Annotated in this window: 19 protein-coding genes and 1 pseudogene; 8 read left to right on the top strand and 12 right to left on the bottom strand. The window is 69.9% G+C overall.

The genetic code is table 11. From position 1 onward, the window contains the following. Positions 1-260: 260 nt before the first annotated feature. A complete protein-coding gene (locus ABTW72_RS12850; protein WP_350857980.1) occupies positions 261-815 on the top strand; it encodes a DUF4190 domain-containing protein in 555 nt (184 codons plus the stop codon). A 94-nt stretch (positions 816-909) separates the two neighbouring features. Here ABTW72_RS12850 and ABTW72_RS12845 read toward each other — a convergent pair whose 3' ends face one another. Beyond that, positions 910-2,199, bottom strand: coding sequence for a cell division protein PerM (locus ABTW72_RS12845; RefSeq protein ID WP_350857977.1), 1,290 nt, complete (start codon positions 2,197-2,199; stop codon positions 910-912). A 200-nt stretch (positions 2,200-2,399) separates the two neighbouring features. Between ABTW72_RS12845 and ABTW72_RS12840 the strand changes: the two genes are divergently transcribed. Next, positions 2,400-2,666, top strand: a complete 267-nt coding sequence (locus ABTW72_RS12840) for a hypothetical protein (RefSeq protein WP_091406354.1) — start codon at positions 2,400-2,402, stop codon at positions 2,664-2,666. Positions 2,667-2,739: 73 nt separating this feature from the next. On the opposite strand, the gene sucD is transcribed toward ABTW72_RS12840, so the two are convergent. From sucD to icmB, 3 genes are all read right to left on the bottom strand, one after another. Further along, positions 2,740-3,627: a succinate--CoA ligase subunit alpha gene (gene sucD / locus ABTW72_RS12835; protein ID WP_350857974.1), complete on the bottom strand. Its 888-nt coding sequence runs from the start codon at positions 3,625-3,627 to the stop codon at positions 2,740-2,742. Positions 3,628-3,629: 2 nt separating this feature from the next. Further along, positions 3,630-4,808 carry an ADP-forming succinate--CoA ligase subunit beta gene (gene sucC / locus ABTW72_RS12830; protein ID WP_091406357.1) on the bottom strand — a complete coding sequence of 393 codons (1,179 nt, stop codon included), beginning with the start codon at positions 4,806-4,808 and terminating at the stop codon, positions 3,630-3,632. A 431-nt stretch (positions 4,809-5,239) separates the two neighbouring features. Continuing rightward, positions 5,240-5,644, bottom strand: coding sequence for a coenzyme B12-dependent isobutyryl CoA mutase small subunit (gene icmB / locus ABTW72_RS12825; RefSeq protein WP_030491849.1), 405 nt, complete (start codon positions 5,642-5,644; stop codon positions 5,240-5,242). 485 nt (positions 5,645-6,129) lie between these two features. On the opposite strand from icmB, the gene ABTW72_RS12820 reads away from it, so the two are divergent. After that, complete coding sequence (locus tag ABTW72_RS12820; RefSeq protein ID WP_238644686.1) at positions 6,130-6,837, top strand: M23 family metallopeptidase; 708 nt, start codon at positions 6,130-6,132, stop codon at positions 6,835-6,837. Positions 6,838-7,111: 274 nt separating this feature from the next. Continuing rightward, the gene (locus ABTW72_RS12815; RefSeq protein WP_350857970.1) at positions 7,112-7,885 is read left to right on the top strand and encodes a M23 family metallopeptidase; all 774 of its coding nucleotides are present in this window, start codon (positions 7,112-7,114) and stop codon (positions 7,883-7,885) included. A gap of 135 nt (positions 7,886-8,020) precedes the next feature. Here the strand turns inward: ABTW72_RS12815 and pcrA are convergent, their stop codons facing one another. Further along, the gene (pcrA, locus tag ABTW72_RS12810) at positions 8,021-10,426 is read right to left on the bottom strand and encodes a DNA helicase PcrA (protein ID WP_350857968.1); all 2,406 of its coding nucleotides are present in this window, start codon (positions 10,424-10,426) and stop codon (positions 8,021-8,023) included. A gap of 372 nt (positions 10,427-10,798) precedes the next feature. On the opposite strand from pcrA, the gene ABTW72_RS12805 reads away from it, so the two are divergent. Further along, the gene (locus ABTW72_RS12805) at positions 10,799-11,149 is read left to right on the top strand and encodes a hypothetical protein (RefSeq protein ID WP_350857966.1); all 351 of its coding nucleotides are present in this window, start codon (positions 10,799-10,801) and stop codon (positions 11,147-11,149) included. Positions 11,150-12,313: 1,164 nt separating this feature from the next. Then, positions 12,314-12,703 (top strand): chorismate mutase, encoded by a 390-nt coding sequence (locus tag ABTW72_RS12800; protein WP_350857963.1) that lies wholly within the window; start codon positions 12,314-12,316, stop codon positions 12,701-12,703. A 199-nt stretch (positions 12,704-12,902) separates the two neighbouring features. Here ABTW72_RS12800 and ABTW72_RS12795 read toward each other — a convergent pair whose 3' ends face one another. From ABTW72_RS12795 to ABTW72_RS12765, 7 genes are all read right to left on the bottom strand, one after another. After that, positions 12,903-13,916: an ABC transporter ATP-binding protein gene (locus tag ABTW72_RS12795; RefSeq protein WP_112583780.1), complete on the bottom strand. Its 1,014-nt coding sequence runs from the start codon at positions 13,914-13,916 to the stop codon at positions 12,903-12,905. Next, entirely contained in the window at positions 13,909-14,937 is a 1,029-nt protein-coding gene (locus tag ABTW72_RS12790) for an ABC transporter ATP-binding protein (protein WP_091406372.1), read from the bottom strand. Before ABTW72_RS12790 ends, ABTW72_RS12795 begins: the two co-directional genes overlap by 8 nt. A gap of 26 nt (positions 14,938-14,963) precedes the next feature. Further along, complete coding sequence (locus ABTW72_RS12785; protein ID WP_091406374.1) at positions 14,964-15,932, bottom strand: ABC transporter permease; 969 nt, start codon at positions 15,930-15,932, stop codon at positions 14,964-14,966. Beyond that, the gene (locus ABTW72_RS12780; RefSeq protein ID WP_091406376.1) at positions 15,925-16,851 is read right to left on the bottom strand and encodes an ABC transporter permease; all 927 of its coding nucleotides are present in this window, start codon (positions 16,849-16,851) and stop codon (positions 15,925-15,927) included. Before ABTW72_RS12780 ends, ABTW72_RS12785 begins: the two co-directional genes overlap by 8 nt. Positions 16,852-16,999: 148 nt before the next feature. Further along, a complete protein-coding gene (locus ABTW72_RS12775; RefSeq protein WP_350857959.1) occupies positions 17,000-18,640 on the bottom strand; it encodes a peptide ABC transporter substrate-binding protein in 1,641 nt (546 codons plus the stop codon). Positions 18,641-19,219: 579 nt separating this feature from the next. Then, positions 19,220-19,906, bottom strand: a complete 687-nt coding sequence (locus tag ABTW72_RS12770) for a response regulator (RefSeq protein ID WP_091406380.1) — start codon at positions 19,904-19,906, stop codon at positions 19,220-19,222. 2 nt (positions 19,907-19,908) lie between these two features. After that, positions 19,909-21,174, bottom strand: a complete 1,266-nt coding sequence (locus ABTW72_RS12765; protein ID WP_112622580.1) for an ATP-binding protein — start codon at positions 21,172-21,174, stop codon at positions 19,909-19,911. 155 nt (positions 21,175-21,329) lie between these two features. Here ABTW72_RS12765 and ABTW72_RS12760 point away from each other — a divergent pair, with 155 nt between their 5' ends. Continuing rightward, a complete protein-coding gene (locus ABTW72_RS12760; protein WP_350857956.1) occupies positions 21,330-23,123 on the top strand; it encodes a PspC domain-containing protein in 1,794 nt (597 codons plus the stop codon). Beyond that, a pseudogene (locus ABTW72_RS12755) lies at positions 23,120-23,368 on the top strand (hypothetical protein); the annotation flags it as partial. The gene ABTW72_RS12760 and the pseudogene ABTW72_RS12755, both read left to right, overlap by 4 nt. Positions 23,369-23,852: the final 484 nt, after the last annotated feature.

The raw sequence follows: 23,852 nt of genomic DNA, 5'->3' as shown, positions 1-23,852 counted from the left end.
GCCCTTCGACCGGGCGGTGCGCCGATCTTCGACAGTGCCGACGTGCGTCGACCCGATACGCTGCCGCTCGCTCGGGCCGAACGCCGCACCGGCCCACACACCGCCCCTGATCCGGCACACGAAGCGGTCGACAAGGCCCTTTTGCCTGCTTTGGGAGGTATGTCGTCCTGTCGCTGTACTGGGCTTTGGGAGGACTGACCGCGATCATGGATGGAAACAAAGAGCACCAACTGACGGAACCAGTCCAAGGAGCTTCTCGAATGCAGCCCGGTAACCCCGGTCAGGACCCGTACGGCCAGCAGCCCAACCAGGACCCGACCGCTCCCCAGCCGCCGGCCGCCCCGTACGGCCAGCAGCCCACCTCCGGCCAGCCGTACGGTCAGCAGCCGCAGGACCCGTACGCCGCGCCGCAGGCCCCGTACGGTCAGCAGCCCACCTCGGGCCAGCCGTACGGTCAGCAGCCGCCACACCAGGACCCGTACGCGCAGCAGCAGCCCCCGTACGGCGCCAGCCCGACCTACCCGAACGCCGGGTACCCGCAGGCACAGGGGCAGAACAACACCCTCGGCCTGGTGGCGCTGATCCTCGGTATCGCGTCGATCCCTCTGGCCTGCTGCGCCATCCTGGGCATTCCGGTCGGCATCGGGGCCCTGGTGACCGGCTACCTGGGCAAGCAGAAGGCTGCCCAGGGGCAGGCCAGCAACGCCGGTCAGGCCAAGGCCGGTCTGATCTGTGGTGCGGTCGGCGTCGCGCTCGGCATCATCTCGATCATCTTGAGCGTCGTGCTGAACGTCAACCTGCCCGCCCAGCCCTGACGGGCTCGGATTCGACGGGGCGTTCCGGGTTCGCCCGGGGCGCCCCGCGCTCGTCCACCGCGCGGGACCGCCGTTCAGCGCACGGGCGGCGACTCTACTGCGCGGGCCTGCGGGTCAGCGCCCGGGTGGCGGCGGCGCCGAGCAGCGCGCCGACCGCGATGACACCGGCCGCCACCGCCCCGACCTGCCAACCCACCGGCCCGACCTGGGACAGCCGGCCGGCACCGAGCGGACCGCCGGAGACCGCCGCGGCCGCACCGAGCACCACCCCGGCCACCGGCCCGGCCAGCACCGCCGGCGCCAGCAACTCGGCCCAGCGCTGCGCAGCCCGCTCCGGCGCGGCGAGTCGAGCCACCCGCCGGGCGAGCAGCCAACCGGCGACCATCCCGGCCAGCACCGGCACCGCGAGCAACAGGGCGCCGAAGCCGTCCACCGGGCCGCGCGGCAGGCCAGCGAGCAGCGGCACGGCCGGCAGCGCGCCGACCGACACCTCGCTGGTACGGACCGCGGTGTCGGTCCCGACCGCGAACCCCGGCCCGAGCAGGTAACTGGTCGACCAGACCGCCGCGTTGGGCGCGTACGCGACGCTGACCAGGGTGATGCCGGCCTGCCCGGCGACCCCGGTCCGGTACGCCCCGATCATGTCGGCGGCGTCGCCGCCGCCGGTGGCCACCGCCAGGCCGGCCGCACCCGCGCCCGCGCCGAGCAGCAGCAGCCCGGCCACCAGGCCGGTGCGAACGCCGTCGCGCACCGGGCCCGGAAGCCGGGTGACGAGCAGGCGGGTCACGGCGGTGATCCGGACCGCGCCGACCAGCGCGGCGAGTGTGCCGACCGCCGCGAACGTGGCACCCGCCCGGATCAGCGACACATTCGGCCCACCCGTGCCGACCAGCACCGCCGCGAGCGCGCCGAGCAGCGCGTACGCGACACCGACCGCGACCGCGGCGAGCAGTGCCCGGCGCGGTGAGCGGGTGTCGCGGGCACCGATCGCGCGGCTGACGTGCACGCCGGCACGGGTCAGCCGCCAGAGCGCGAGCACTGTCAGCGCCAGCGGGGCGAGCCCGAGCGGCCCGGTCTCGGTGTGCAGCGGCACGCCGTGCCCGAGCAGCCAGCCGGCCAGCGCGGTGCGCAGGGTGCCGGTCAGGGTGGTGCCATCCGCGCCGAGCTGCACCAGGCCGAGCACGATGGCGACCGGCAGGTACGAGGTGAGGGCGGCCCAGCAGGCGGCCACCCCGGCGGCGACGGGCAACGGCGCCCGACCGCGCGGCGACCCGCCCGCGCGGGGCACGGGCACCCGCCGGGCCGGTGCGGCACGGTCGACCGGCCGGTCGTCGGCGCTCACACCGCCGGAACGGCTGGGACGGTCAGGGGTGACGGGGGACATCCGCTCTACTCTGGCACGTCGCGCGGGCGGTGGCAGTCCGTTAACCCCTCCTGAGGTCGGCGAGTTCACCGAACCGACGTCCTGCCCACCCGGGCCGGTCTAGCCTCGGCCCTGAGGGGGCGCGAGTCGCCACCACCCGGGACGGGCCCGCCGGTCGCGGTCCGGGCCGGCACGTCGCCCATGACCGCTCGGAGGACGCTGTGACGACGCCATACCCGCCTCCCCCGCCACCACCGGCCCAGGGACGCGACCGAACCACCCTCTGGGGCGTGCTGGGCATCGTGCTGGGGCTGATCTGCTGCGGCATCTTCGGCATCGTCTTCGGCTACCTGTCCATCCGCGACGCCCGGCGGTACGGGCAGTCGCCGCTGCTCGGTTACCTCGCCATCGCGTTCGGCGTGATCAACATCATCGGCGGGGCGATCCTGCGCTCGACCGGCAACTACCCGTTCTGGAACAACGACTGACCAGCGCGGAGCGGGCGTACGCCGAAGGGGGTCGACCGTGACCGGTCGACCCCCTTCGTATTGCCTGACCGGCTCAGCTGCCGGACATGATCTCCCGCATCAGCTTCGCGGTCTCGGTCGGCGTCTTGCCGACCTTGACGCCGACGGCCTCCAGCGCCGCCTGCTTCGCCTCGGCGGTACCGGCCGAGCCGGAGATGATCGCCCCGGCGTGACCCATGGTCTTGCCGGGCGGAGCGGTGAAGCCGGCGATGTAGCCGACCACCGGCTTGGTGACGTTGGCCTTGATGAACTCGGCGGCCCGCTCCTCGGCGTCGCCACCGATCTCACCGATCATGACGATGGCGTCGGTCTCCGGGTCGGCCTCGAACGCCGCGAGGGCGTCGATGTGGGTGGTCCCGATGATCGGGTCACCGCCGATGCCGACGCAGGTGGAGAAACCGATGTCGCGCAGCTCGTACATCATCTGGTAGGTCAGCGTGCCGCTCTTGCTGACCAGGCCGATCCGGCCGGAGCCGGTGATGTCGGCCGGGATGATGCCGGCGTTGGACGCGCCCGGCGAGGCGATGCCCGGGCAGTTCGGCCCGATGATCCGGGTCCGCTCGCCCTGCGCCACGTTGTACGCCCAGAACGACGCGGTGTCGTGCACCGGGACGCCCTCGGTGATCACCACGGCCAGCGGGATCGTGGCGTCGATCGCCTCGACCACGGCGGCCTTGGTGAACTGCGGCGGCACGAAGATGACGGTGACGTCGGCCCCGGTCTCGGCCATCGCGTCCGCCACGGACGCGAAGACCGGCAGCTCGGTGCCGTCGAAGTCGACAGTCTGGCCCGCCTTGCGCGGGTTGACGCCACCGACCACGTTGGTGCCGGCGGCCAGCATCCGCCGGGTGTGCTTGGAACCCTCGGAACCGGTCATCCCCTGGACGATGACCTTCGAGTCCTTGGTCAGCCAGATAGCCATGATCAGACCCCCGCAGCTGCCAGCTCGGCGGCCCGCTCGGCCGCACCGTCCATGGTGTCCACCCGCTGCACGAGCGGGTTGTTCGCGCTGTCCAGGATGGCCCGGCCAGCCTCGGCGTTGTTGCCGTCGAGACGGACGACGAGCGGCTTGGTGACCTGCTCGCCGCGCTGCTCCAGCAGGGCCAGCGCCTGGATGATGCCGTTGGCGACCTCGTCGCAGGCGGTGATGCCGCCGAAGACGTTGACGAAGACGCTCTTCACGGCCGGGTCGGAGAGCACGATCTCCAGCCCGTTCGCCATCACCGCGGCGCTCGCGCCGCCGCCGATGTCGAGGAAGTTGGCCGGCTTGACGTTGCCGTGCCGCTCACCGGCGTACGCGACCACGTCGAGGGTCGACATGACCAGACCCGCGCCGTTGCCGATGATGCCGACCTCGCCGTCGAGCTTGACGTAGTTGAGGTCCTTGGCCTTGGCGGCCTGCTCCAGCGGGTCCACGGCGGCCTGGTCGACCAGCGCCTCGTGGTCCGGGTGCCGGAACGCGGCGTTCTCGTCCAGGCTGATCTTGGCGTCGAGCAGGAGCATCCGGCCGTCGCCGTTCTTGGCGAGCGGGTTGACCTCGACCAGGGTGGCGTCCTCGGCGACGAACGCCTGCCACAGGCCGACGGCGATCTCGACCACCTGGTCGGCGACCTCGGCCGGGAAGCCGGCGGCGGTCACGATCTCGCGGGCCTTGGCCTCGTCCACGCCCTTCACGGCGTCGATCGGGGCCTTCACGACCTTGTCGGGGGTCTCGGCGGCGACCTGCTCGATGTCCATGCCGCCGGCGACGCTGGCGATGCAGAGGAAGGTGCGGTTCGCCCGGTCGAGCAGGTACGAGAAGTAGTACTCCTCGGCCACGTCCGCGGTCACCGTGATCATGACCTTGTGGACGGTGTGACCCTTGATGTCCATGCCGAGGATGTCGGTGGCACGGGCCACCGCCTCATCCGGGCCCTCGGCCAGCTTGACGCCGCCGGCCTTACCTCGGCCGCCGACCTTTACCTGCGCCTTGACGACCACACGGCCGCCAAGGCGTTCGGCGATCGCGCGGGCCTCTTCCGGGGTAGTGGCGACGCCGCCGGCCAGCACGGGCAAGCCGTGCCGCTCGAACAGGTCCCGCCCCTGGTACTCGTACAGGTCCACGATTGCGCGTCCCGTCCCGTCTCCGCGGCGCGCCGTCGCGCCGCCACCAGCGTTCAGAAAACAGTTTGACGCCTGTCATCAGTTGAAACAGGCCATTGGCCGCAGCCTAGCGAGGTCGGCACCACCGGCAACCGAGCGGGTGCACGGTGTGCGGTAATGCACAACCGGACATCAGGTGTGGCCGGTTTCCGGCCATGACCCGGGTGGCATCCACCGTCCGGGCGATGTTGTCCGGCTTGCGTAACCCTGCCGTGGGGGCGTCGTTGAGTCAGATGTCGGAGCGCTGAACAGCGCAATGACGGGATACGGCCGATGCCCTGTCGGTCGAGGGGTGGCGGCGGGGCATCGTGCATAGAGGGGCCGGACGTGTGAGGGGTGCGTCCGGCCCCTCCCCCGTGCCCAGAATTCGGTGACGCAGCGATCGGCGTGCCTCAGGAAACCGGCTGGGCCACGTTCTGTCGGACCCACTCGACAATCGCCTGGGTGGTGGCGCCCGGCGTGAAGATCTTCGCGACGCCCAGCTTCTCCAACTCGGGAATGTCGCCGTTCGGAATGATGCCGCCACCGAACACGACGATGTCGCGGGCGTCCCGCTCACCGAGCAGTTCCAGCACCCGCCGGAAGAGCGTCATGTGCGCCCCGGAGAGCACTGACAGGCCGACCGCGTCGGCGTCCTCCTGGATGGCGGTCTCCACGATCTGCTCGGGGGTCTGGTGCAGGCCGGTGTAGACGACCTCCATCCCGGCATCCCGCAGGGCGCGCGCGACGACCTTCGCGCCCCGGTCGTGGCCGTCCAGGCCGGGCTTGGCGACGACGACCCGAATACGAGAGCTCATCAGCGCACACCTTTCACCGGCTTGACCGCCTTTACCTTAACGAACGGTAACCCGGCGGGCCCGGCCCGGAAAATCCGGGCTCTGCCACCGGCCGTTACCCGGCGTGTCCACCTGGCAACCCGGAGAGCTTCGACCCGTCCCCGCCCCGGCCTCGCCGCCGCCGCGCCGCTGGCAGCGCCGGGCACACCATCCCGGCGCCGTTCGGAGTCAAGCCGGACGACTCCGCCGGAACGGTCACGCTCGGCGACGAACGGGCAGCGACAGGGGCACCGTTCAGCGTCGCGATGCATGACAATCATGGACGCAAACGGACAGATCGACACGCCAATTTTTCGGTCTAGCTTGTGACTCGCCTGGCGGTTGGCTAACGTGTCCACGGTTGTCATCAGGTCCATGGACGGGTGACGACGCGGTCAGCGGACGTTTCACTGGAGTTCCAGGGGACGCCACCGGCCGCTTCGGAACCCCGACAACGGAGGGTGTGCGTGCGCCAGCGCCTGTCGTCTGAGCCCGATCGATATCGCGGTCGCCGCCGCGTACCCACCCCACCCCGCAGCCGTTACGCCGCTGTCGTCACCACCGCGTTCGTCGGTGCCGGCATCGTGGCCCTCGGCGCGAGCGCCCTGCCGGACGCCAAGGACGTCAGCCCGACGGTCCTCGACGAGCTCAAGCAGGCGTCGGTCACCAGCCAGGACGCAGCGGCCCGTGCGGACAACGCCGACCGCGCCTCCCGGGACAGCCGCAGCAAGGACAGCGCCGAGCCCGAGGTCTGGCTGCTGCCGCTGCAGGGCTACGACTTCAACTCCCCGTACGGGATGCGCTGGGGCAAGCTGCACACCGGCGTGGACCTGGTCGCCGGCGAGGGCACGCCCTACGTGGCGATCCACGACGGTTTGGTCACCAAGGCCGGCTGGTTCGGCGGGTACGGCAACGCGGTGATCGTCCAGCACGCCGACGGCAGCGAGGCCATCTACGGCCACTCCTCCGCGGTGAGCGTCAAGGAAGGCCAGCAGATCAAGGCGGGCGACCAGCTCGGCCTCGTGGGTCAGACCGGCCACGCGTACGGCACCCACCTGCACCTGGAGATCCATGTCAAGGGGCAGCCGATCGACCCGGTGCCGTTCCTCCAGGAGCGCGGAGTGGACATCAAGCTGCAAGTCGAGGCAATCTACAGCGAGGTAGCCGCCTCCTGACATTGCGTAACGACCGTTGACCGCCCGGATCTGTCGATCCGGGCGGTTTTTCGTTCCCTCGGCCGGGTGGATGTATCCCGGGTCACATCGCCGATTGTGACCGGTGACACCACATTGCATGATCACTTTTCCGGATAGACCGCCGTAGAACGGGTCATATCCGGGCAGCCATCACTTCGCCCGCCGCGCGGTCACCCGGTCCCTGCGCCCACCCCGGCTCGGTCCGACACCAGTATTTCGAGGTCAAGTTGCCCCTCGACTGTGAAGGTCCGCCGTGCAGGAAGACAGCCCCGTCCAGAACGAGAACACCCCCGACGCCCTCCACACCGAGCAGCCGCAGCGCGCCGGCCGGCGGAACCGCCTCATCGTGCTCAGCGCCGCCGCTCTGGTAGCCCTCGGCCTCGGTGGCGTCGCGGTCGCCACCACCGGTGGCACCGACCACCCGGCACCCGCCGCCGTCTCCCTCGACGCCCAGGCCCGGGCCGAGGGCGCGAGCCGGGCCGACCGCTCGGTCCGTGAGTCGAGCACCCCGGTCGCCCCCTCGCTCAGCCCGACGCCCAGCCCGTCGACGGTCACCGCCAGCCCGGCCCCCGCGAAGACGGCCGCCGCGAAGGCCAAGCCGAAGCCGAAGAAGACCACCAGGCCCACGCCCGCCTGGGTCGACCCGATGCCGGGCGCAGCCGTCACGTCCTGCTACGGGCAGCGCTGGGGCACCCTGCACGCCGGGATCGACCTGGCGCTGCCCTCCGGTACGCCGATCCACGCAGCGGCCGCCGGCACCGTGACCCAGGCCGGCGACGCCTCCGACGGGTACGGCAACTCCGTCTTCATCGACCACGGCAACGGCTACCTGACCCACTACGCCCACCAGAGCCGCATCGCGGTCACCGTCGGCCAGGCGGTCAAGGCCGGCCAGGTCATCGGCTACGAGGGCGCCACCGGCGATGCCACCGGCCCGCACCTGCACTTCGAGGTGCACCAGGGCATGTGGAACCAGATCGACCCGGCCCCGTTCATGCGGGCGCGCGGCGTCGACCTGGGCTGCTGAGGCGACATCCTGGCGCGGTCCGGACGCGGTCCGGACGCGGTCCGGACGCGGTCCGGCGCAACAACAAGGAAAGAGTGGCCTCAGCGGTACGCGAGGCCACTCTTTCCTTGATTTGGTGCGCTCTTGGGCGCCGGGTCAGAGCTTGTCGACCGGGGCGTGCCGGAGCACCAGCCACATGGTCTGGTCGCCGAAGTCGATCTGCGCGCGGGCACCCGGGCCGTGCCCCTCGACGGCGAGCACCCGCCCCAACCCGTACCGCTGATGGTTGACCCGGTCGCCCGCGGACACCTTCGGCCCCTGCGGCAGCTCACTGGCGGTGGTCAGCCGGCTGGCGTCCACGCCGAGCCGCTGCGCCAACTGGGCCGCCTTCGGCGTGCCCCCGGTGAAGTTGCCACGCGTGCCGGGCGCGCGGTCCGCGCGGCCACCGACGCCGCCGCCCCCGCCAGCCCACGAGGTGTACGACCCTTCGGTGCGCTCCCAGTGCACCAACTCGGTCGGCAGCTCCTCCAGGAAGCGCGACGGCGGGTTGTAGGACGGCTGCCCCCACGCCGAGCGGGTCACCGCCCGGGACATGTAGAGCCGCTGTCGGGCACGGGTGATACCGACGTACGCCAGTCGGCGCTCCTCCTCCAACTCGCGGGTGTCGCCCAGCGAGCGCAGGTGCGGGAAGACGCCGTCCTCCAGCCCGGTCAGGAAGACCACCGGGAATTCCAGCCCCTTGGCGGTGTGCAGCGTCATCAGGGTGACCACGCCCTGGTGGTCGGGGTCGTCGGAGGGGATCTGGTCGGCGTCGGCGACCAGCGCCACCTGCTCCAGGAAGCCGGCCAGGGTGGCCCGCTCCCCCTCCTCGCCCAGCGCTTCGATCCGCTCGGTGTACTCGCGGGCGACGCTGACCAGCTCCTGGAGGTTGTCGACCCGGCCGGCGTCCTGCGGGTCGAGGCTCTCCTCCAGCTCGGTGAGGTAGCCGGAACGGGTCAACAGCGCCTCCAGCACCTCCTCCGGGGTGCCGGTCTCGGCCAACTCGCGGGCGCCGTCGAGGAGCGCCACGAAGTCCGCGATGCCGTTGGCCGCCCGACTGGAGATGCCCGGCGCCTCCCGGGCCCGGCGCAGCGCCGCGCCGAAGGAGATCCGGTCGCGGCTGGACAGCGCCTCGACACATGCCTCGGCGCGGTCGCCGATCCCCCGGCGCGGGGTGTTGAGCACCCGCCGCAGGCTCACCGTGTCGTCGTCGTTGACCACCGAACGCAGGTACGCCAGAGCGTCGCGGACCTCCTTGCGCTCGTAGAAGCGCACCCCGCCGACCACCTTGTAGGGCAGGCCGACCCGGATGAACACCTCCTCGAAGACGCGGGACTGCGCGTTGGTGCGGTAGAAGACGGCGACGTCGCCGGGGCGGGTCTCGTCGGCGTCGACCAGCCGGTCGATCTCCCGGGCCACCCAGTCGGCCTCGGCGTGCTCGGTGTCGGCCACGTAGCCGACGATCTGCTCGCCGGCGCCGGCCTCGCTCCACAGTCGCTTGGGTTTGCGGGAGGTGTTGCGGTCGATCACCGCGTTGGCCGCGTTGAGGATGGTCTGGGTGGAGCGGTAGTTCTGCTCCAGCAGGATCGTGCGCGCGTCGGTGAAGTCCCGTTCGAACTCCAGGATGTTGCGGATCGTCGCACCCCGGAACGCGTAGATCGACTGGTCGGCGTCGCCGACCACGCACAGCTCGGCGGGCTCCAGCCCGTCGGTGCCGGACACCAGCTCCTTGATCAGGACGTACTGGGCGTGGTTGGTGTCCTGGTACTCGTCGACCAGCACGTGCCGGAACCGTCGGCGGTAGCTCTCCGCGACGTGCGGGTGGGACTGGAGCAGGTGGACCGTGGTCATGATCAGGTCGTCGAAGTCCAGGGCGTGTGCCTCACGCAGCCGACGCTGGTAGAGCGTGTACGCCTCCGCGAGGGCCCGCTCGTTGGGCCCGGTGGCCCGCGCCGCGAACTGCTCCGGGTCGACCAGCTCGTTCTTGAGGTTGGAGACCTGGGCGGCCAGCCCACGCGCCGGGTAGCGCTTCGGGTCGAGATCCAGCTCGCGGGTGACCAACTGCATCAGCCGGCGGGAGTCGTCCGCGTCGTAGATCGAGAACGTCGACTTGAGGCCGGCGTGCTCGTGCTCGGCACGCAGGATCCGTACGCAGGCCGAGTGGAACGTCGACACCCACATCAGGCGCGCCCGGGGGCCCACCAGCGCGGCGACGCGCTCCTTCATCTCGCCGGCGGCCTTGTTGGTGAAGGTGATCGCGATGATCTCACCGGGGTGCACGTCCCGAGCGGCGAGCAGGTAGGCGATCCGGTGCGTGAGCACCCGGGTCTTGCCCGACCCGGCGCCGGCAACGATCAGCAGCGGCGAGCCGGCATGGCTGACGGCGTCGCGCTGCGGCCCGTTGAGCCCGGCGAGCAGCTGCTGCGGATCGAGGCGCGTGGCGGCCGCCCCGGGTCGGTGCGGGCGGGCCGGCGCGGACTCCGGCGCAGGCGGGGACGCGGGGATGTCGAAGAGAGGATGCATCGCCCGACAAGTCTATGCCGCCCCCCGGACACTTCCCGACTGCGCGCCGGCTGGGAACCTGCGTCACGCACAGCTCGTTCCGCCCGGGTTCTCTGACGGAGCCCTTGGGTGCCGAAGATCGTTCCGTCCGACTCGGTCAAAAGAGCCGGCCTGACTCGTCCGGCATGGCCAAGCTCGTACCCGCACCCTTGCATTATCAGTTGGTGTCCGCTAGACACGCCCCACACCGGGCAATGCCTGCAAAGCGCGCCTGCCGAATCTGGCCCTCGCGGAGGCATCAACGGGCATTGACCCTCACGATAGCCGTATGTAAGATCTTGAGCACACAGCCAAACCTGCGCATTCCGCAGGCCTGTCACACGGGGAGAAAAATTGAAGAAAACGCTTCGTCGCGCCGCAGGAGCTTCCGCGCTCGGCATCCTGTTCACGCTTGCCGCCGTTCCTGGTATAGCCCAGGCGGCGACAACCAAGTGCGCATACGACGGCTCCGACCGCGCCTGCGCCACGAACAACAACGACTACACGTCTTCTCAGCAGGTTTGTGACAATGAAGACGATGGTCGAAAGGTAACGGCCTGGTTCATTCTGTCCGACGGCACTCAGACCTACTACAGCGACAGCTACGGCGGGGGATGTAAGACGGCCACGAACAGCAAGAGGGTCGCGTGGTTTGTGATGGCCGAGGATGGCGGGCCCGACACCCCCGCAGTCTTCATGTACTAGCGGCCCCGCTCCGATAGGGACGAGCGAGCCCCAGCCCGAGTAAGACCACTGAGCTGGGCTTGCTCGTCCCGCCGAGGGTGTCGCTGCCATGGCTTCGCTTCCCCAGCCTGAGCTGCACACCGTCGCCGCCGTCGAAGCCGCACTCGCCCGGAGCAGCCGTCACGAACAACGCTCCCACTGGATCCAGCTCTTCGCGCGAATTCACGGGCACCGCTTGCCAAGAACGGCTTCGCACACCGTATCTGTCGTTGCTCGATCCTGACGTTGGAAACAGACGCGGATAGCACTCGGCAGTGCCGTTGGCACATCCGCACCCGATGTCGCATTTGCGATGACCCCGGTCCAGGTACGGCCAATGCTGGATCCAGCATCAGGGTGTGCGCACCATGGACCAGGAGTCTGGCGCAGACTATTGCATGGACGAGCGACGCAATTTAGCGATACACATTGCACGGGTAACGATCATGGCCACGAAAGACCATCGCGGCAATATTGATCCGACAATTGTTCGGGATGGACGATGTCCACGGTGACCGTTTCCCACCTGAACCAATCCAATCTTGGTCGCCTGTTCAGGTGTGGCCGAGGTCGCGCGGTCGCCGGCAGCAATTCGATCGCCAGCAAGCCGATATGCGCGACTGGCGGAGTTAGCCAGCCTGATTCGGTGACGGCCTGCGAAGTTCCTCAGGCAGGAATGCAATTGACCAACCTGCGCGTCAACCCCTGGGGCGACTGCCCTCGCAGTTCCGGCCGCGGTCACGACCAACCTCGCCGTCGGTGCCCAACCCACTACGCTGTGGCGCGTCGGTGGCAGCGGGCCGCCCTGTCGGTGGACCTGTCCACGGCATCGACCGGGCGAGGGAACCGGGGGTATCCGCCGCCTGCCCGATCGCCTGCCGTCTCGACGCCCAGCGGGACGCGAGGAGCCTCCGGCGGGTATCAGGTGCCCTTCGCGACGCGGAATGCTTGCGCACCCGGCAACGACGTGGGCATACTCGACGGCGTGATCGCTGCGCGCTTCTACTTTTACTATGGCACCGGGAGTCCGGCTGCCGTGGGTCGCGCCTGATCGATTCAGACCTGCAAAGCCCCGGGCTCCTGGAGTCCGGGGCTTTTTCCGTCCCAGGTTCCGGGCACCGGGCACCACACTGCGAGAGGTACCCGATGATGACAGACGTGATGGAGCAGAGCGGCAGCCCGATCCGACCGGGGCAGCCCGCAGCGCAGGGGACTGAGCCGGCGGTGGCCACACCACCGACGGGTGCGGACGCCGAGCCGGTCGAGCAGCAGACCGGCACCCAGGAGCCGTCCGCCTCGGCGCGGATCGTGCAGATCAGGGAACGGATCGACGAGATCGACCACGCGTTGATCACGCTCTGGCAGGAGCGGGCCGCGTTGTCCCAGGAGGTCGGCGCGACCCGGATGGCGTCCGGTGGGACCCGCCTGGTGCTTTCCCGGGAACGGGAGATCCTGGAGCGTTTCCGCGTCGCGCTCGGCGCCGACGGCACCCAGCTGGCCCTGCTGCTGCTCCGCGCGGGCCGCGGGCCTCTGTGAGGCCGTCCGGGCCGCAGTGAGCCGGGGCACGGCTACCTGTTGGGCCCCACCGCCCGTCTTGGCGACCACGGCCCGCTGATGCCGTGTGGTCTGCCGTGCGCCGCGTGGTCTGCCGTGCGCCGCGCGGCCGATCCCGGGTCACGAACAGACGAAACCGCCTGCCGTCGTCGTGGTGACGGCGGCAGGCGGTTTCGGTGACTCACACCTCGTGGGTGGCGACGATCTCGCGCTTCTCCGCGAAGTGGCAGGCGCTCGGGTGGTCCGAGTCCCGCCGGATCTCCAGCAGCGGGACCTGCTCGGCGCAGACGTCCTGCGCCTTCCAGCAGCGGGTCCGGAACCGGCAGCCCGAGGGCGGGCTGATCGGCGACGGCACGTCACCCGTGAGCCGGATGATCGTCTTGTTGTGCCGCTGCGTCGGGTCCGGCACCGGCACCGCGGAGAGCAGAGCCTGGGTGTACGGGTGGGTCGGACGCTCGTAGATCTCGTCCTCGGTGCCGATCTCGACGATCTTGCCGAGGTACATCACCGCGACCCGGTCCGACAGGTGGCGGACCACCGACAGGTCGTGCGCGATGAAGACGTACGAGAGGCCGAACTCGCCCTGCAACTGCTCCAGCAGGTTCATGACCTGGGCCTGGATGGAGACGTCCAGCGCCGACACCGGCTCGTCGCAGACGATGATCTCGGGCCGCAGCGCGAGCGCGCGGGCGATGCCGATGCGCTGACGCTGACCGCCGGAGAACTGGTGCGGGTACCGGTTGATGTGCTCCGGGTTGAGCCCGACCAGGTCGAGCAGCTCGCGGACCTTGGCCCGGCGGCTGCCCTTCGGCGCCACCTCGGGGTGGATCTCGAACGGCTCGCCGAGCAGGTCACCGACGGTCATCCGCGGGTTCAGCGAGGTGTACGGGTCCTGCATGACCAGCTGGATCTGCCGGCGCAGACGCCGCAGCGCCCCACCGGACAGCTTGGAGATGTCCTGGCCCTTGTAGACCACGTTGCCGGCGGTCGGCTTCTCCAGGTTCATCAGCACCCGGGCGAGCGTCGACTTGCCGCAGCCGGACTCGCCGACCACACCGAGGGTCTCTCCGGCGCGCAGACCGAACGAGACCCCGTCGACCGCCTTGACCTGACCGACGGTCTTCTTGAACACCACACCCTGCGTGACGGGGTAGTGCTTGACCAGGTCATTGACCTCGAGGATGTTCTCAGACACGGTTCACCAGCTCCTCGGCGAAGTGGCAGGCGCTGGCCCGAGCGGGGCCGACCTGCAGCAGCGGCGGGACCTTCTCCCGGCACACCGGCTGAGCCATCGGGCACCGCGGGTTGAACGGGCAGCCCGGCGGGATGTTCATCAGGTTCGGCGGGAGGCCCTTGATCGTCCGGAGCTGCTGCCCCTTCTCGTCGAGGCGCGGGATCGAGTCGATCAGACCCAGCGTGTACGGGTGCGCCGGCTTGGCGTACAGCTCGTACACGTCGGCTTCCTCGACGATCCGGCCCGCGTACATGACCGCGATCCGGTCCGCGACGTCGGCGACCACGCCGAGGTCGTGGGTGATCAGGATCATGCCCATCTGCCGCTCGCGCTGAAGCTCGGCCAGCAGGTCCATGATCTGGGCCTGCACGGTCACGTCGAGGGCGGTGGTCGGCTCGTCCGCGATCAGCACCTCGGGGTCGAGCGCCAGCGACATCGCGATCATCGCGCGCTGCCGCATACCACCGGAGAACTGGTGCGGGTAGTTGTTGAACCGGCCCTTGGCGTTCGGAATCTTGACCTGGTCGAGCATGTCGATCGCGCGCTTCTTGGCCTCCGCGCGACCCATGCCCCGCCGGACCCGGAACTGCTCGGCGATCTGGAACCCGACGGTGAAGACGGGGTTCAGCGCGGAGAGCGCGTCCTGGAAGATCATCGCGATGCCCTCGCCGCGGATGCGGCGGCGCTCCTCGTCGGACATGCGGAGCATGTCCTTGCCGTGGAAGCGGACCTGCCCACCGGTGACGAAGCCGGGCGGCGTGTCGAGGATGCCCATGATGGTCTGCGCGGTGACGCTCTTACCGGAGCCGGACTCGCCGAGCACGGCGAGGGTCTCCCCCGCGTCGACGTGGTACGTGACCCCGTTGATGACCTTTGCGACGCCGTCCCGGGTACGGAACTCCACCCGCAGGTCGTCGACCTCGAGCAGGCGGCCGGAGGGACGCCCGGACCCGCCGGGTCCCGGCGCTGACTGCTCGGACACGAGAATGTCGGACAACTGGATCTCCCCTAGCGGAGTTTCGGATCGAGGGCCTCGCGGACCGACTCACCGAGCATCACGAAGCTCAGCACTGCGGTGACGAGGAACGCGGCGGGGAAGAACACCAGCCCCGGCGCGACCCGGACGAACTGCTGCCCATCACTGATCATGATGCCCCAGGACACCACCGGCGACTTCAGACCGACGCCCAGGAAGGACAGGGTGGCCTCGGCGCCGATGAACGAGCCGACCATGATCGTGCCGTAGACCAGCAGCGGAGCCAGGCAGTTCGGCAGCAGGTGCTTGAGGATGATCCGGCCGGTGCCGGCACCCAGCGCGCGGGCCGCCACGATGTAGTCGGCCTCCTTGGTGGCGAGCACCGAGGAGCGCATCAGCCGCATCACGACCGGCCAGCTCAGCACGATCAGTGACGCGATCACCAGGCCCATGATCTGGGCCTTGCTGTTGCCGGCGCCCGACCCGTTGAAGGTGGTCAGGATGACGATCGCGCCGAGCACGAAGGGCAAACCGAAGAAGACGTCGGCGATCCGGCTGAGCAGCGCGTCCACCCAGCCACCGCGGTAACCGGAGATGATGCCCATGGTTCCGCCGATGAGCAGGGTGCCCATTACGGAGAGCACGGCGACCACGATCGAGGCCCGTGCGCCGTAGATGACCCGGGCGTACACGTCGCGGCCCTGCACGTCGTAGCCGAACCAGCCATTGGCGGACGGCTTGTCGAGGCTGCGGGACAGCGAGCCGTTGACCGCGTCGCCCGGAGCGAACAGCGCCGGGAAGGCCGCCATCAACAGGAAGATCACGATCAGCGTGGCCGAGATCCAGAACAGCGGCTTGCGCCGCAGATCCCGCCAGGCGTCGGCGAGCAGGCCGCGCGGCTTCTCGTTGCTCTGCGGCTGGCCCGCGGTGGCGGGTGCGGCGGAGTCGGTGGGGTGTGCGCCAGGGGTACTGACGATCGATGCGGTACTCGGGTCACTCATAACGGATCCTCGGGTCCAGGGCGGCGTAGAGCAGGTCAACCAGCAGGTTCATCACGAGATAGACCAGCACCAGGACGACCACGATTCCTACCACCGTGGCGCTTTCCTTGGTGATGATCGCCCGGAAGACCTGGCGGCCGATTCCGTTGATGCCGAAGATTCCCTCGGTGACGATCGCGCCACCCATCAGGGCACCCAGGTCGGTACCGAGCAGGGTCACCACCGGGATGAGCGAGTTGCGCAGCAGGTGCACGCCGACCACCCGGCGCATCGGCAGGCCCTTGGCGATGGCGGTGCGCACGTAGTCCGCGCGACGGTTCTCGGCGATGCTCGTTCGTGCCACCCGGGCGATGTACGCCACTGACGCGCTGCCCAGCACGAAGCCCGGCACGATCAGCTCGGACCACCGCATCTCGGAGGAGACGGTGGGCTTGATGATGCCCCACTGAACACCCAGCAGCCACTGCAGCACGAAGCCGACCACGAAGACCGGCAGCGCGATCAGGAAGAGGGTGGAGACCAGGACCAGGTTGTCCAGGAAGCCGTTGCGCCGCAGACCGGACAGCACGCCGGCGCCGAGGCCGATGATCGCCTCGATGGCGAGCGCCACGAGGGCCAGCTTCAGGGTGTTCGGGTACGAAGTCAGGATGATGTCGCTGATCTCGCGCTGCGAGAACGTCTGACCGAAGTCGCCCTGGAGCAGGTTCTTCATGTAGTTGGCGTACTGCACGAAGACGTTCTGGTCGAGGTGGTACTTCTCGGTCATGAAGGCGATGTACTGGTCCGGGCAGCGACGCTCACCGCACTTGCCGGCGAACGGATCGCCCGGAACGGCCCAGACGAGCCAGTAGATCAGGAACGTCGTACCGATGAAGACCGGCACGAGTTGGAGCAGCCGTCTCAACAGATAACGGCCCATGGGGTGGTCCTCCAGACAGGGGGCGCGTCGGACGGCCGACACGGTGGTGACAACGTGCGAGTGGAGTGTTGTAACACCCAATCGCGGAACGGCCCCGGGTCGGGCTCACCGGATGTGGCGAGCCCGACCCGGGGTCAGACCGTTCGGATCAGAGCTCGACCGAGGTGATGTCGATCTCGCCGACGTTGTTCAGCTCAAGCTTCTTGATCTTCTCCGAGTGGCCGGACTGCTGACCGTAGAAGTAGATCGGGATGCTCGGGACGTCCTGGTCGACCTTCTCGACCGCCTTGGCGAACGCCTCGTGCGAAGCCTCCAGGCTCGGCGCACCGCTGGCCTGCTTGGCAAGGGCGTCGACCTCGGGGTTGCTGTAGAGGCCGTCGTTCGAGGAGCCGTTGGTGATGAACAGCGGGTTGACCCAGTTCTCGACGTCCGGGTAGTCCTGCTGCCAGGCAGCACGGTACGGGCCGGTCATCTTGTGGGCGTTGATGTTCTGGCGGAACACCGCGAAGGTCGGCACACCCTCGGCCCGGGCGTTGATGTTGAGGTTGGTCTTGACCTGCTGCGCGACGGCGTCCATCCAGTCCTTGTGGGCGGAGTCCGCGTTGTAGTAGAAGACCATCTCACCGGTGAAGCCGCCGGCCTCGGCGAGCAGCGTCTTGGCCGTGGCCGGGTCGAACTTGCAGGCGGTGCAGTTACCCGGCTTGGCGCCCGGGGTCAGCGGGTTCGCCCAGCTGTCGGCCGGCTTGCGGGTACCGAAGAAGATCTTGTCCGAGATCTCCTGCCGGTTGATCGACAGCGACACCGCACGACGCAGCTTCGGGTTCTGGAAGCGCTTGTCGTAGATCGGGAACGCGATGAACGCGGTCGACGGCGTGACGGTCGAGCGGCCCCGGTCACCGAGGTCGGTCTTCCACTTGTCACCGGCGAGCGCCGAGGTGGGGACAACCTCCATGAAGTCGAGGTTGTTGGCCAGCAGATCGGCGTAGGCGGCGTTGTCGTCCTGGTACAGCTTGACGTCGACGTCCTTGACCTTCATCTTGTCGCGAAGGTTGTAGTCGTCGAAGCGCGTCAGCTTGATGAGGGAGTTGTCCTCCCAGGACACGAACTTCACCGGGCCGTTGCCGATCGGCTTCGTCTTGCCGAACTCTTCCGGCTTCATGGTGAAGAACACGTCCGGCAGCGGCATGAACGCGCTGTAGCCGAGCTTGGTCGGGAAGACCGCGGTCGGCGCCGCCAGGGTGACCTCGAAGGTCTGGTCGTCGATGACCTTCAGGCCGGACATCTTGTCGGCCGTCGGGGTCGGAGCCTTCTTCGGGCCGTCCGCGCCATCCGGGTCCGTGGTGTAGGTCTGGTCGAAGCCCGCGATGTCCGCGAAGAAGGTGCCGTTCTGCGCGCCGTTCGGCGAGTAGGCGGCCCAGTTCCAGGCGTCGACGAAGTTCTTCGCCTTGACCTCGGTACCGTCGTGGAACTTGGTACCGGCCTTGATCTTGATGGTGAAGACCTTGGAGTCCGTGGTGTTGATGGACTCCGCAAGCGCGTTACGCGGGGCCCCACCGTCGTTCGGGTACTCGACCAGGCCGGTCCACATCCAGTCGATGATCTTGCCGCCACCGGTCTCCGTGGTGTTCGACGGGACCAGCGGGTTCTCCGGCTGGACGCCGTGAACAACGATCGAGCCGTCCGTGCTGGCGGCAGTATCGCCGTCGCCGCCGCTCGAGCAACCGCTCGCGACAAGCGCGGCAGCCGCGCTGAGCGCGATGGCGCTCGTCGCCCGCTTCGAGACTCTCATTCCGAGGGGCCTCCTCTTTCTAACCAGGTTCCGTCGTGGGTTTCACGCACGTTTGGGGGTGACACCGCCCGACCACCCCGGGGCGCGGGTCGCCGGGACCACAGGGAAGTTGGGGACACCCCTGATGTTCCGATCCGCCGGGCTCCCTCACCAACGAGGCCTGGCACGACGCAATCGACACAGCCACGGGCCGCCGAGATCGGCGGAATCGTGGTCGTGGGGCGTACGGAGTGCCACACACCGATGGTGAGGTGCTGCCACTGTGACACCCACTGGCCTCTTCCGTGAAGGTGCCGTTATCAAGCCGTTAGTTGCCCGCCACGTTGCCGATACTTGAAAAATGATCATAAAACGGTCGACGCGGGCGGCACTGAGCAGGAAATACGTTGCGCCGCCCGAACAGCCACCCTCGGCCCGCGCGCGAGCCCCGAGGTCACCGGAGCCCGGTGGGACGTCCGTCACCTCTCATGTTTCGACCCATCCGGATGAGGGCCCCTACGGCTACCCGGACACGATCAACGGCTGGGTGTACGAGGGCGCGCCGGACGTTTCTCTGATCCTCGCCGGGCCGACGCATCGTCACACGAGGCGGCGATCCGCCGCCCAACGGGAGAGTTCGTAGCGGTTGGACATCTGAAGCTTGCGCAGCACGTTCGACACGTGCGTCTCCACCGTCTTGATGGAGATGAAGAGCTCCTTGGCGATCTCCTTGTACGCGTATCCCCGGGCCAGCAGCCGCAGCACCTCACGCTCACGGTTGGTGAGCTGGTCCAGCTCCGGGTCGGCCACCGGCGCGTCCGGCCGGGCCGCGAAGGCGTCCAGCACGAAACCGGCCAGCCGTGGGCTGAACACCGCGTCCCCGTCGGCCACGCGACGGATCGCGGCAGCCAACTCGTCCGGGGAGATGGTCTTCGTGACGTACCCGCGGGCGCCGGCACGGATCAGCCCGATCACGTCCTCCGCCGCGTCGGAGACGCTCAACGCGAGGAACTTGACCTGCGGGTGCGTACGCCGCATCGCCTCCAGGACCGCGCGACCGCCGCCGTCGGGCATGTGCACGTCGAGCAGCACCACGTCCGGGCCGACGGCCGCGATCCGGGTGACCGCCTCGGCCACCGTGCTCGCCTCGCCCACCACATCGACGTGGGCGCCCAACTCCGCGCGCACCCCAGCTCGGAACATGGCGTGGTCGTCCACCAGGAACACCCGCAGCCGCTCGGGGCGGGCATCCGCCGGGTCGAGGTGCTCGGTCGACTGCTCGGCCATGGTCATCTGTTCCTCTCCGCTGCGGACGAGTCCCGGGAGATCGGCAGGATCAACCGGACCTCGGTCCCCTCCCCCGGGCCGGACCGTATTTCGGCCCGTCCGCCGTGCCGCTTCATCCGCCCGATGATCGAGCCGCGTACGCCGTGCCGGTGGTCCTCCACGGTATCCGGATCGAAGCCCTTCCCCCGGTCCCGGACGAAGACACTGACCTGATCCGGCTCCACCTCGGCGTAGAGCGACACGGTCTGCACACCGGCGTGCCGGGCCGCGTTCACCAACGCCTCGCGCGCGGCCGCGACCAGCGCCCCGACCTTCTCGTCGGTCTCGCGGTCCCCCACCACCACGGTCTCCACGCTGATCGCGAAGGTGTCCTCGACCTCGGCCGCAGCCTGTTCCAGAGCGGCGGCGAAGCGCTCGCTCGGCGAAGCGGTCGGCTTGTAGAGCCAGTTGCGCAGCGAACGCTCCTGCCCTCGGGCCAGCCGCTGCACCGTCTTGACGTCGCCGGCGTTGCGCTGGATGAGTGCCAACGTGTGCAGCACCTGGTCGTGCACCATCGCGGCCAGCTCGGCCCGCTCCTGCTCGCGGATGCGCCCCTCGCGCTCCGAGCGGAGCTGGCTGTACGTCCGCCACAGCACCGGCGCGGCGACCACGCCGACGCCCGCCAGCCCGACCAACGCGAAGATCACGCCATTGATCACCGCGTCGAAGTTCTGTGCCGGTGAGTAGACGGCCGCGACGCCGATGATGCCGACCGCGACCAGCACTCCACCGCCGATGAACCGCAGCACGAAGGCCCGCCGGTCGCTCTCCTCGACCACCGCGCCGAGCCAGGGCACCGGCATCGCGTCGCCCCACTGTCGCCGCCGCTCGGGCGCCGACTGGTGCCAGATGACCCCGGCGCCGACCGCGATGATGGCCACCAACCAACCGGCGGTACCCGCCGCGCCGACCGAGTCGAAGACCATCACCTGGATCAACAGGACACCGAGCCCGATCCCCACGAACGGCAGGAGTTGGGCGACGTCCCGCCGGGGCGGCACCGCGGTGTCGCCGGGACGCAGCGGCACCACCGCCCAGAAGGCCGCGTAGAGCAGCAGGCCGAGCCCGCTCAGCCCGAGCAGGACCATGAACGCGACGCGCACCCGCAGCACCGAGATGCCGAGATGGTCGGCGATACCGGCGGCGACGCCGGCGGCCATCCGGTGCTCCGGGGCGCGGTAGAGGCGCGGGGGCGATGTCACGGTGCTGATCGGAGGCTCCCTGGTCACGGTGGCGGACAGGTCGAGGTCGGTGATTCGATCGTCACACGCTGCGGCGTCCGCGACCACGGGGACGCCCCCGACATTCCGGCCGCCGGATCTCAGGGTGGGGTCAGGGTCGGGTCCTGAGGTCGTTCGGGTGGACCGGGCAGCAGGATCGAAGCATGACCGAGGAAGCTGCCCCGCCGCCCCGACCGGGGTCGGCACAGCCGGGCGGTTCAGCACCGCCCCCGCCCACCACCACGCCCACCGAACGGACCGAGCCCAGCACGTTCGGTCCGCACGCCGGCACCGACGCGACCGCCGGCACCGCGCCCGGCGAGCCGGCCGACGGCTACGCGCCGCCCACGGCGGGCTACGGCCCAGGCCCGGGGTTCGCGGCGGGCACCGGCTACGGCCCGGGCGGCACGCCACAGGGGCCGGGTGGTCCCGGTCCGTCCGCGCCGCCACCGCCGCTGGGCGGCACCGGCTTCACCTCGCGGTACGGGCTGGTCCGGCCGCGCGAGGGACGGTATCTGGCCGGCGTCTGCGCGGCGATCGGGCGCGCCACCAACACCGATCCGGTGCTCTGGCGGGTGCTGCTCGCGGTGCTCGGGTTCTTCGGGGGCATCGGCATCCTGGTGTACGTCGCCGCCTGGCTGATCATCCCCAACGAGGGCGACACCGCGTCCCCCGTCGAGTCCATGCTCGGTCGTGGTCGCTCCAGCATGTCCCCGGTGACGGTGATCGTCCTGGGCATCCTGGTCGCGGCCAGTTTCGCGTACATCGTCACCGACGCCTTCCGCGCGGTGCTGCTCGGCGCGGCCATCCTGGTCGCCGGCGCGCTCCTGCTCAACCGGGACGGCCGCAATCCACGGCCCGGTACCCCGGGTGGTCCGCCGCCCGCCGCGCCGTCCGGCAACCCGGCCGGTCCGGTCGTCCCACCGGTGGCCTGGCCCGCACCGTCGTACGGCGCGCCGCCGTCGACCGGCCCGGCGGCGACGCCGCCGATGTTCAGCACCGGTCCGGGGTACGCCACCGCGACGACGGGGGCGACACCCACCGTCACCATCCCGGCGTACGACGCACCGCCGACCAGCGCGACGCAGCCGGTGTCCGGGGTCGGCCCGGTGTCCGGGCAACCAGCAGGCACGACGGCTGCCCAGCCCGGCTGGCCCAGCGCCGCGATGCCCAGCGCCGGCTGGCCGTCGGCACCGGTGAGCAGCGCACCCGCTGCCCCGGCCGGCTACCCGACCGCCCCACCGCCCTCCGGTTACCGGCCCCCGTTCGCGCCACACGGCCCGTACGCTTCGCCGACCCCGGCCGCGCCTCCTCCGCCCAAGCTACCGAAGCCGCCGAAGCGCCCCAAGGAGCGGTCGCCACTCGGCGCCGTGACCTTCTCGCTGATCTTCCTGGTGCTCGGTCTGGTCGCCCTGCTCGACCTGCTGGACGTCTTCGCCATCAGCGCCTCGGCGTACTTCGCGGCCGCGCTGGCCACGATCGCGCTCGGCCTGCTGGTCGGCACGTGGTTCGGGCGGGCCCGCTGGCTCATCGCGCTCGGTCTGGTGACCGCGGCCGCGCTGGGCACGGCGACCGTCGCCGAGTCCTACGACCGGATCCGGGGGGTCGACGGCGCGGTGACCTGGGCGCCCACCGACTACCGCGACCTGGCGGACCGGTACGAGAACAGCTTCGGTGACGCCGTGCTCGACCTGCGCGGGATCGACTTCGCGAAACGGGACAGCCAGGTGACAGTGGCCGTCAACTTCGGCCAGGCGACGGTCGTCGTACCGCCGAACGTCGACGTCACCACAGTGGCCGACGTCAACGCGGGTGACGCCACCGTCTTCGGCAACCGATCCGGAGGGCTGGACGGCCGCCTGCGGGAATCCACCGACGTCGGCGCGGACGGGCCCGGCGGCGGGACCCTGCGCCTCTACATCCATGTCAATGCCGGCAACCTGGAGGTGACCCGGTGAAGGCTCACCGCACGGATCTGGTGTCGTTCGCTTTCGGGCTCGTGTTCCTGGCGCTGTCCGCCTGGTGGCTGCTCGCCCAACTGCTCGGGCTCGCGCTGCCGCCGGTCGGCTGGTTCCTGGCCGGCGCACTCATCCTGATCGGGGTCTTCGGGCTGGTCGGCGCGCTGCGCTCGGGTCGACCGAATCAGCCGGAGCCGATTGCCGAGGCCGGTGCCGCCGAGGCGGTCGCTCCCGTCTCCGGCACGTCCGTCTCCGGCGCACCCTTCTCCGGTGCCGCCACGTCGACGTCCGGCACGGCCCTGCCGGTCTGGGAAGCCGAACGGTCCACCTGGGACACTCCCTCCTCGGACCCGACCCTCATCTCGGACCAGACGTTGGAGACGCCGACCACCGAAGTGCGGGCGCAGGACGTGCCGGCCACCGACGTGATCCACCCGGCCTGGCTGGCACACCCGCCGTCGGAGCCGCCGACCGAGCCCATCCCCGGCCAACCCGGCAACGGAGACGACGAGCCGACCGTCGGGAACCTCGCCCGCCCGGCCTCGTCCGAGGGGGACGAGCCGACCCGGTCCGACCAACCGGTCGAGGCCACCGGCGACCGGCCGGGTGACGAGCGCGAGGGCCCGCGCAGGGAAGCCTGACCTCGGGGCACCCGTCCGCGTCGGCCAACCGCATCCCCACGGCGGTGCGGCCGGCGCGGACGGACGCATATGCTGGCTGGTGGAGATC

This window comes from Micromonospora sp. NPDC127501 (assembly GCF_040302185.1).
Classification (GTDB): Bacteria; Actinomycetota; Actinomycetes; order Mycobacteriales; family Micromonosporaceae; genus Micromonospora.
Note: the sequence above shows the minus strand (reverse complement) of the source record. Positions and strands in the feature narration are given on the sequence as shown.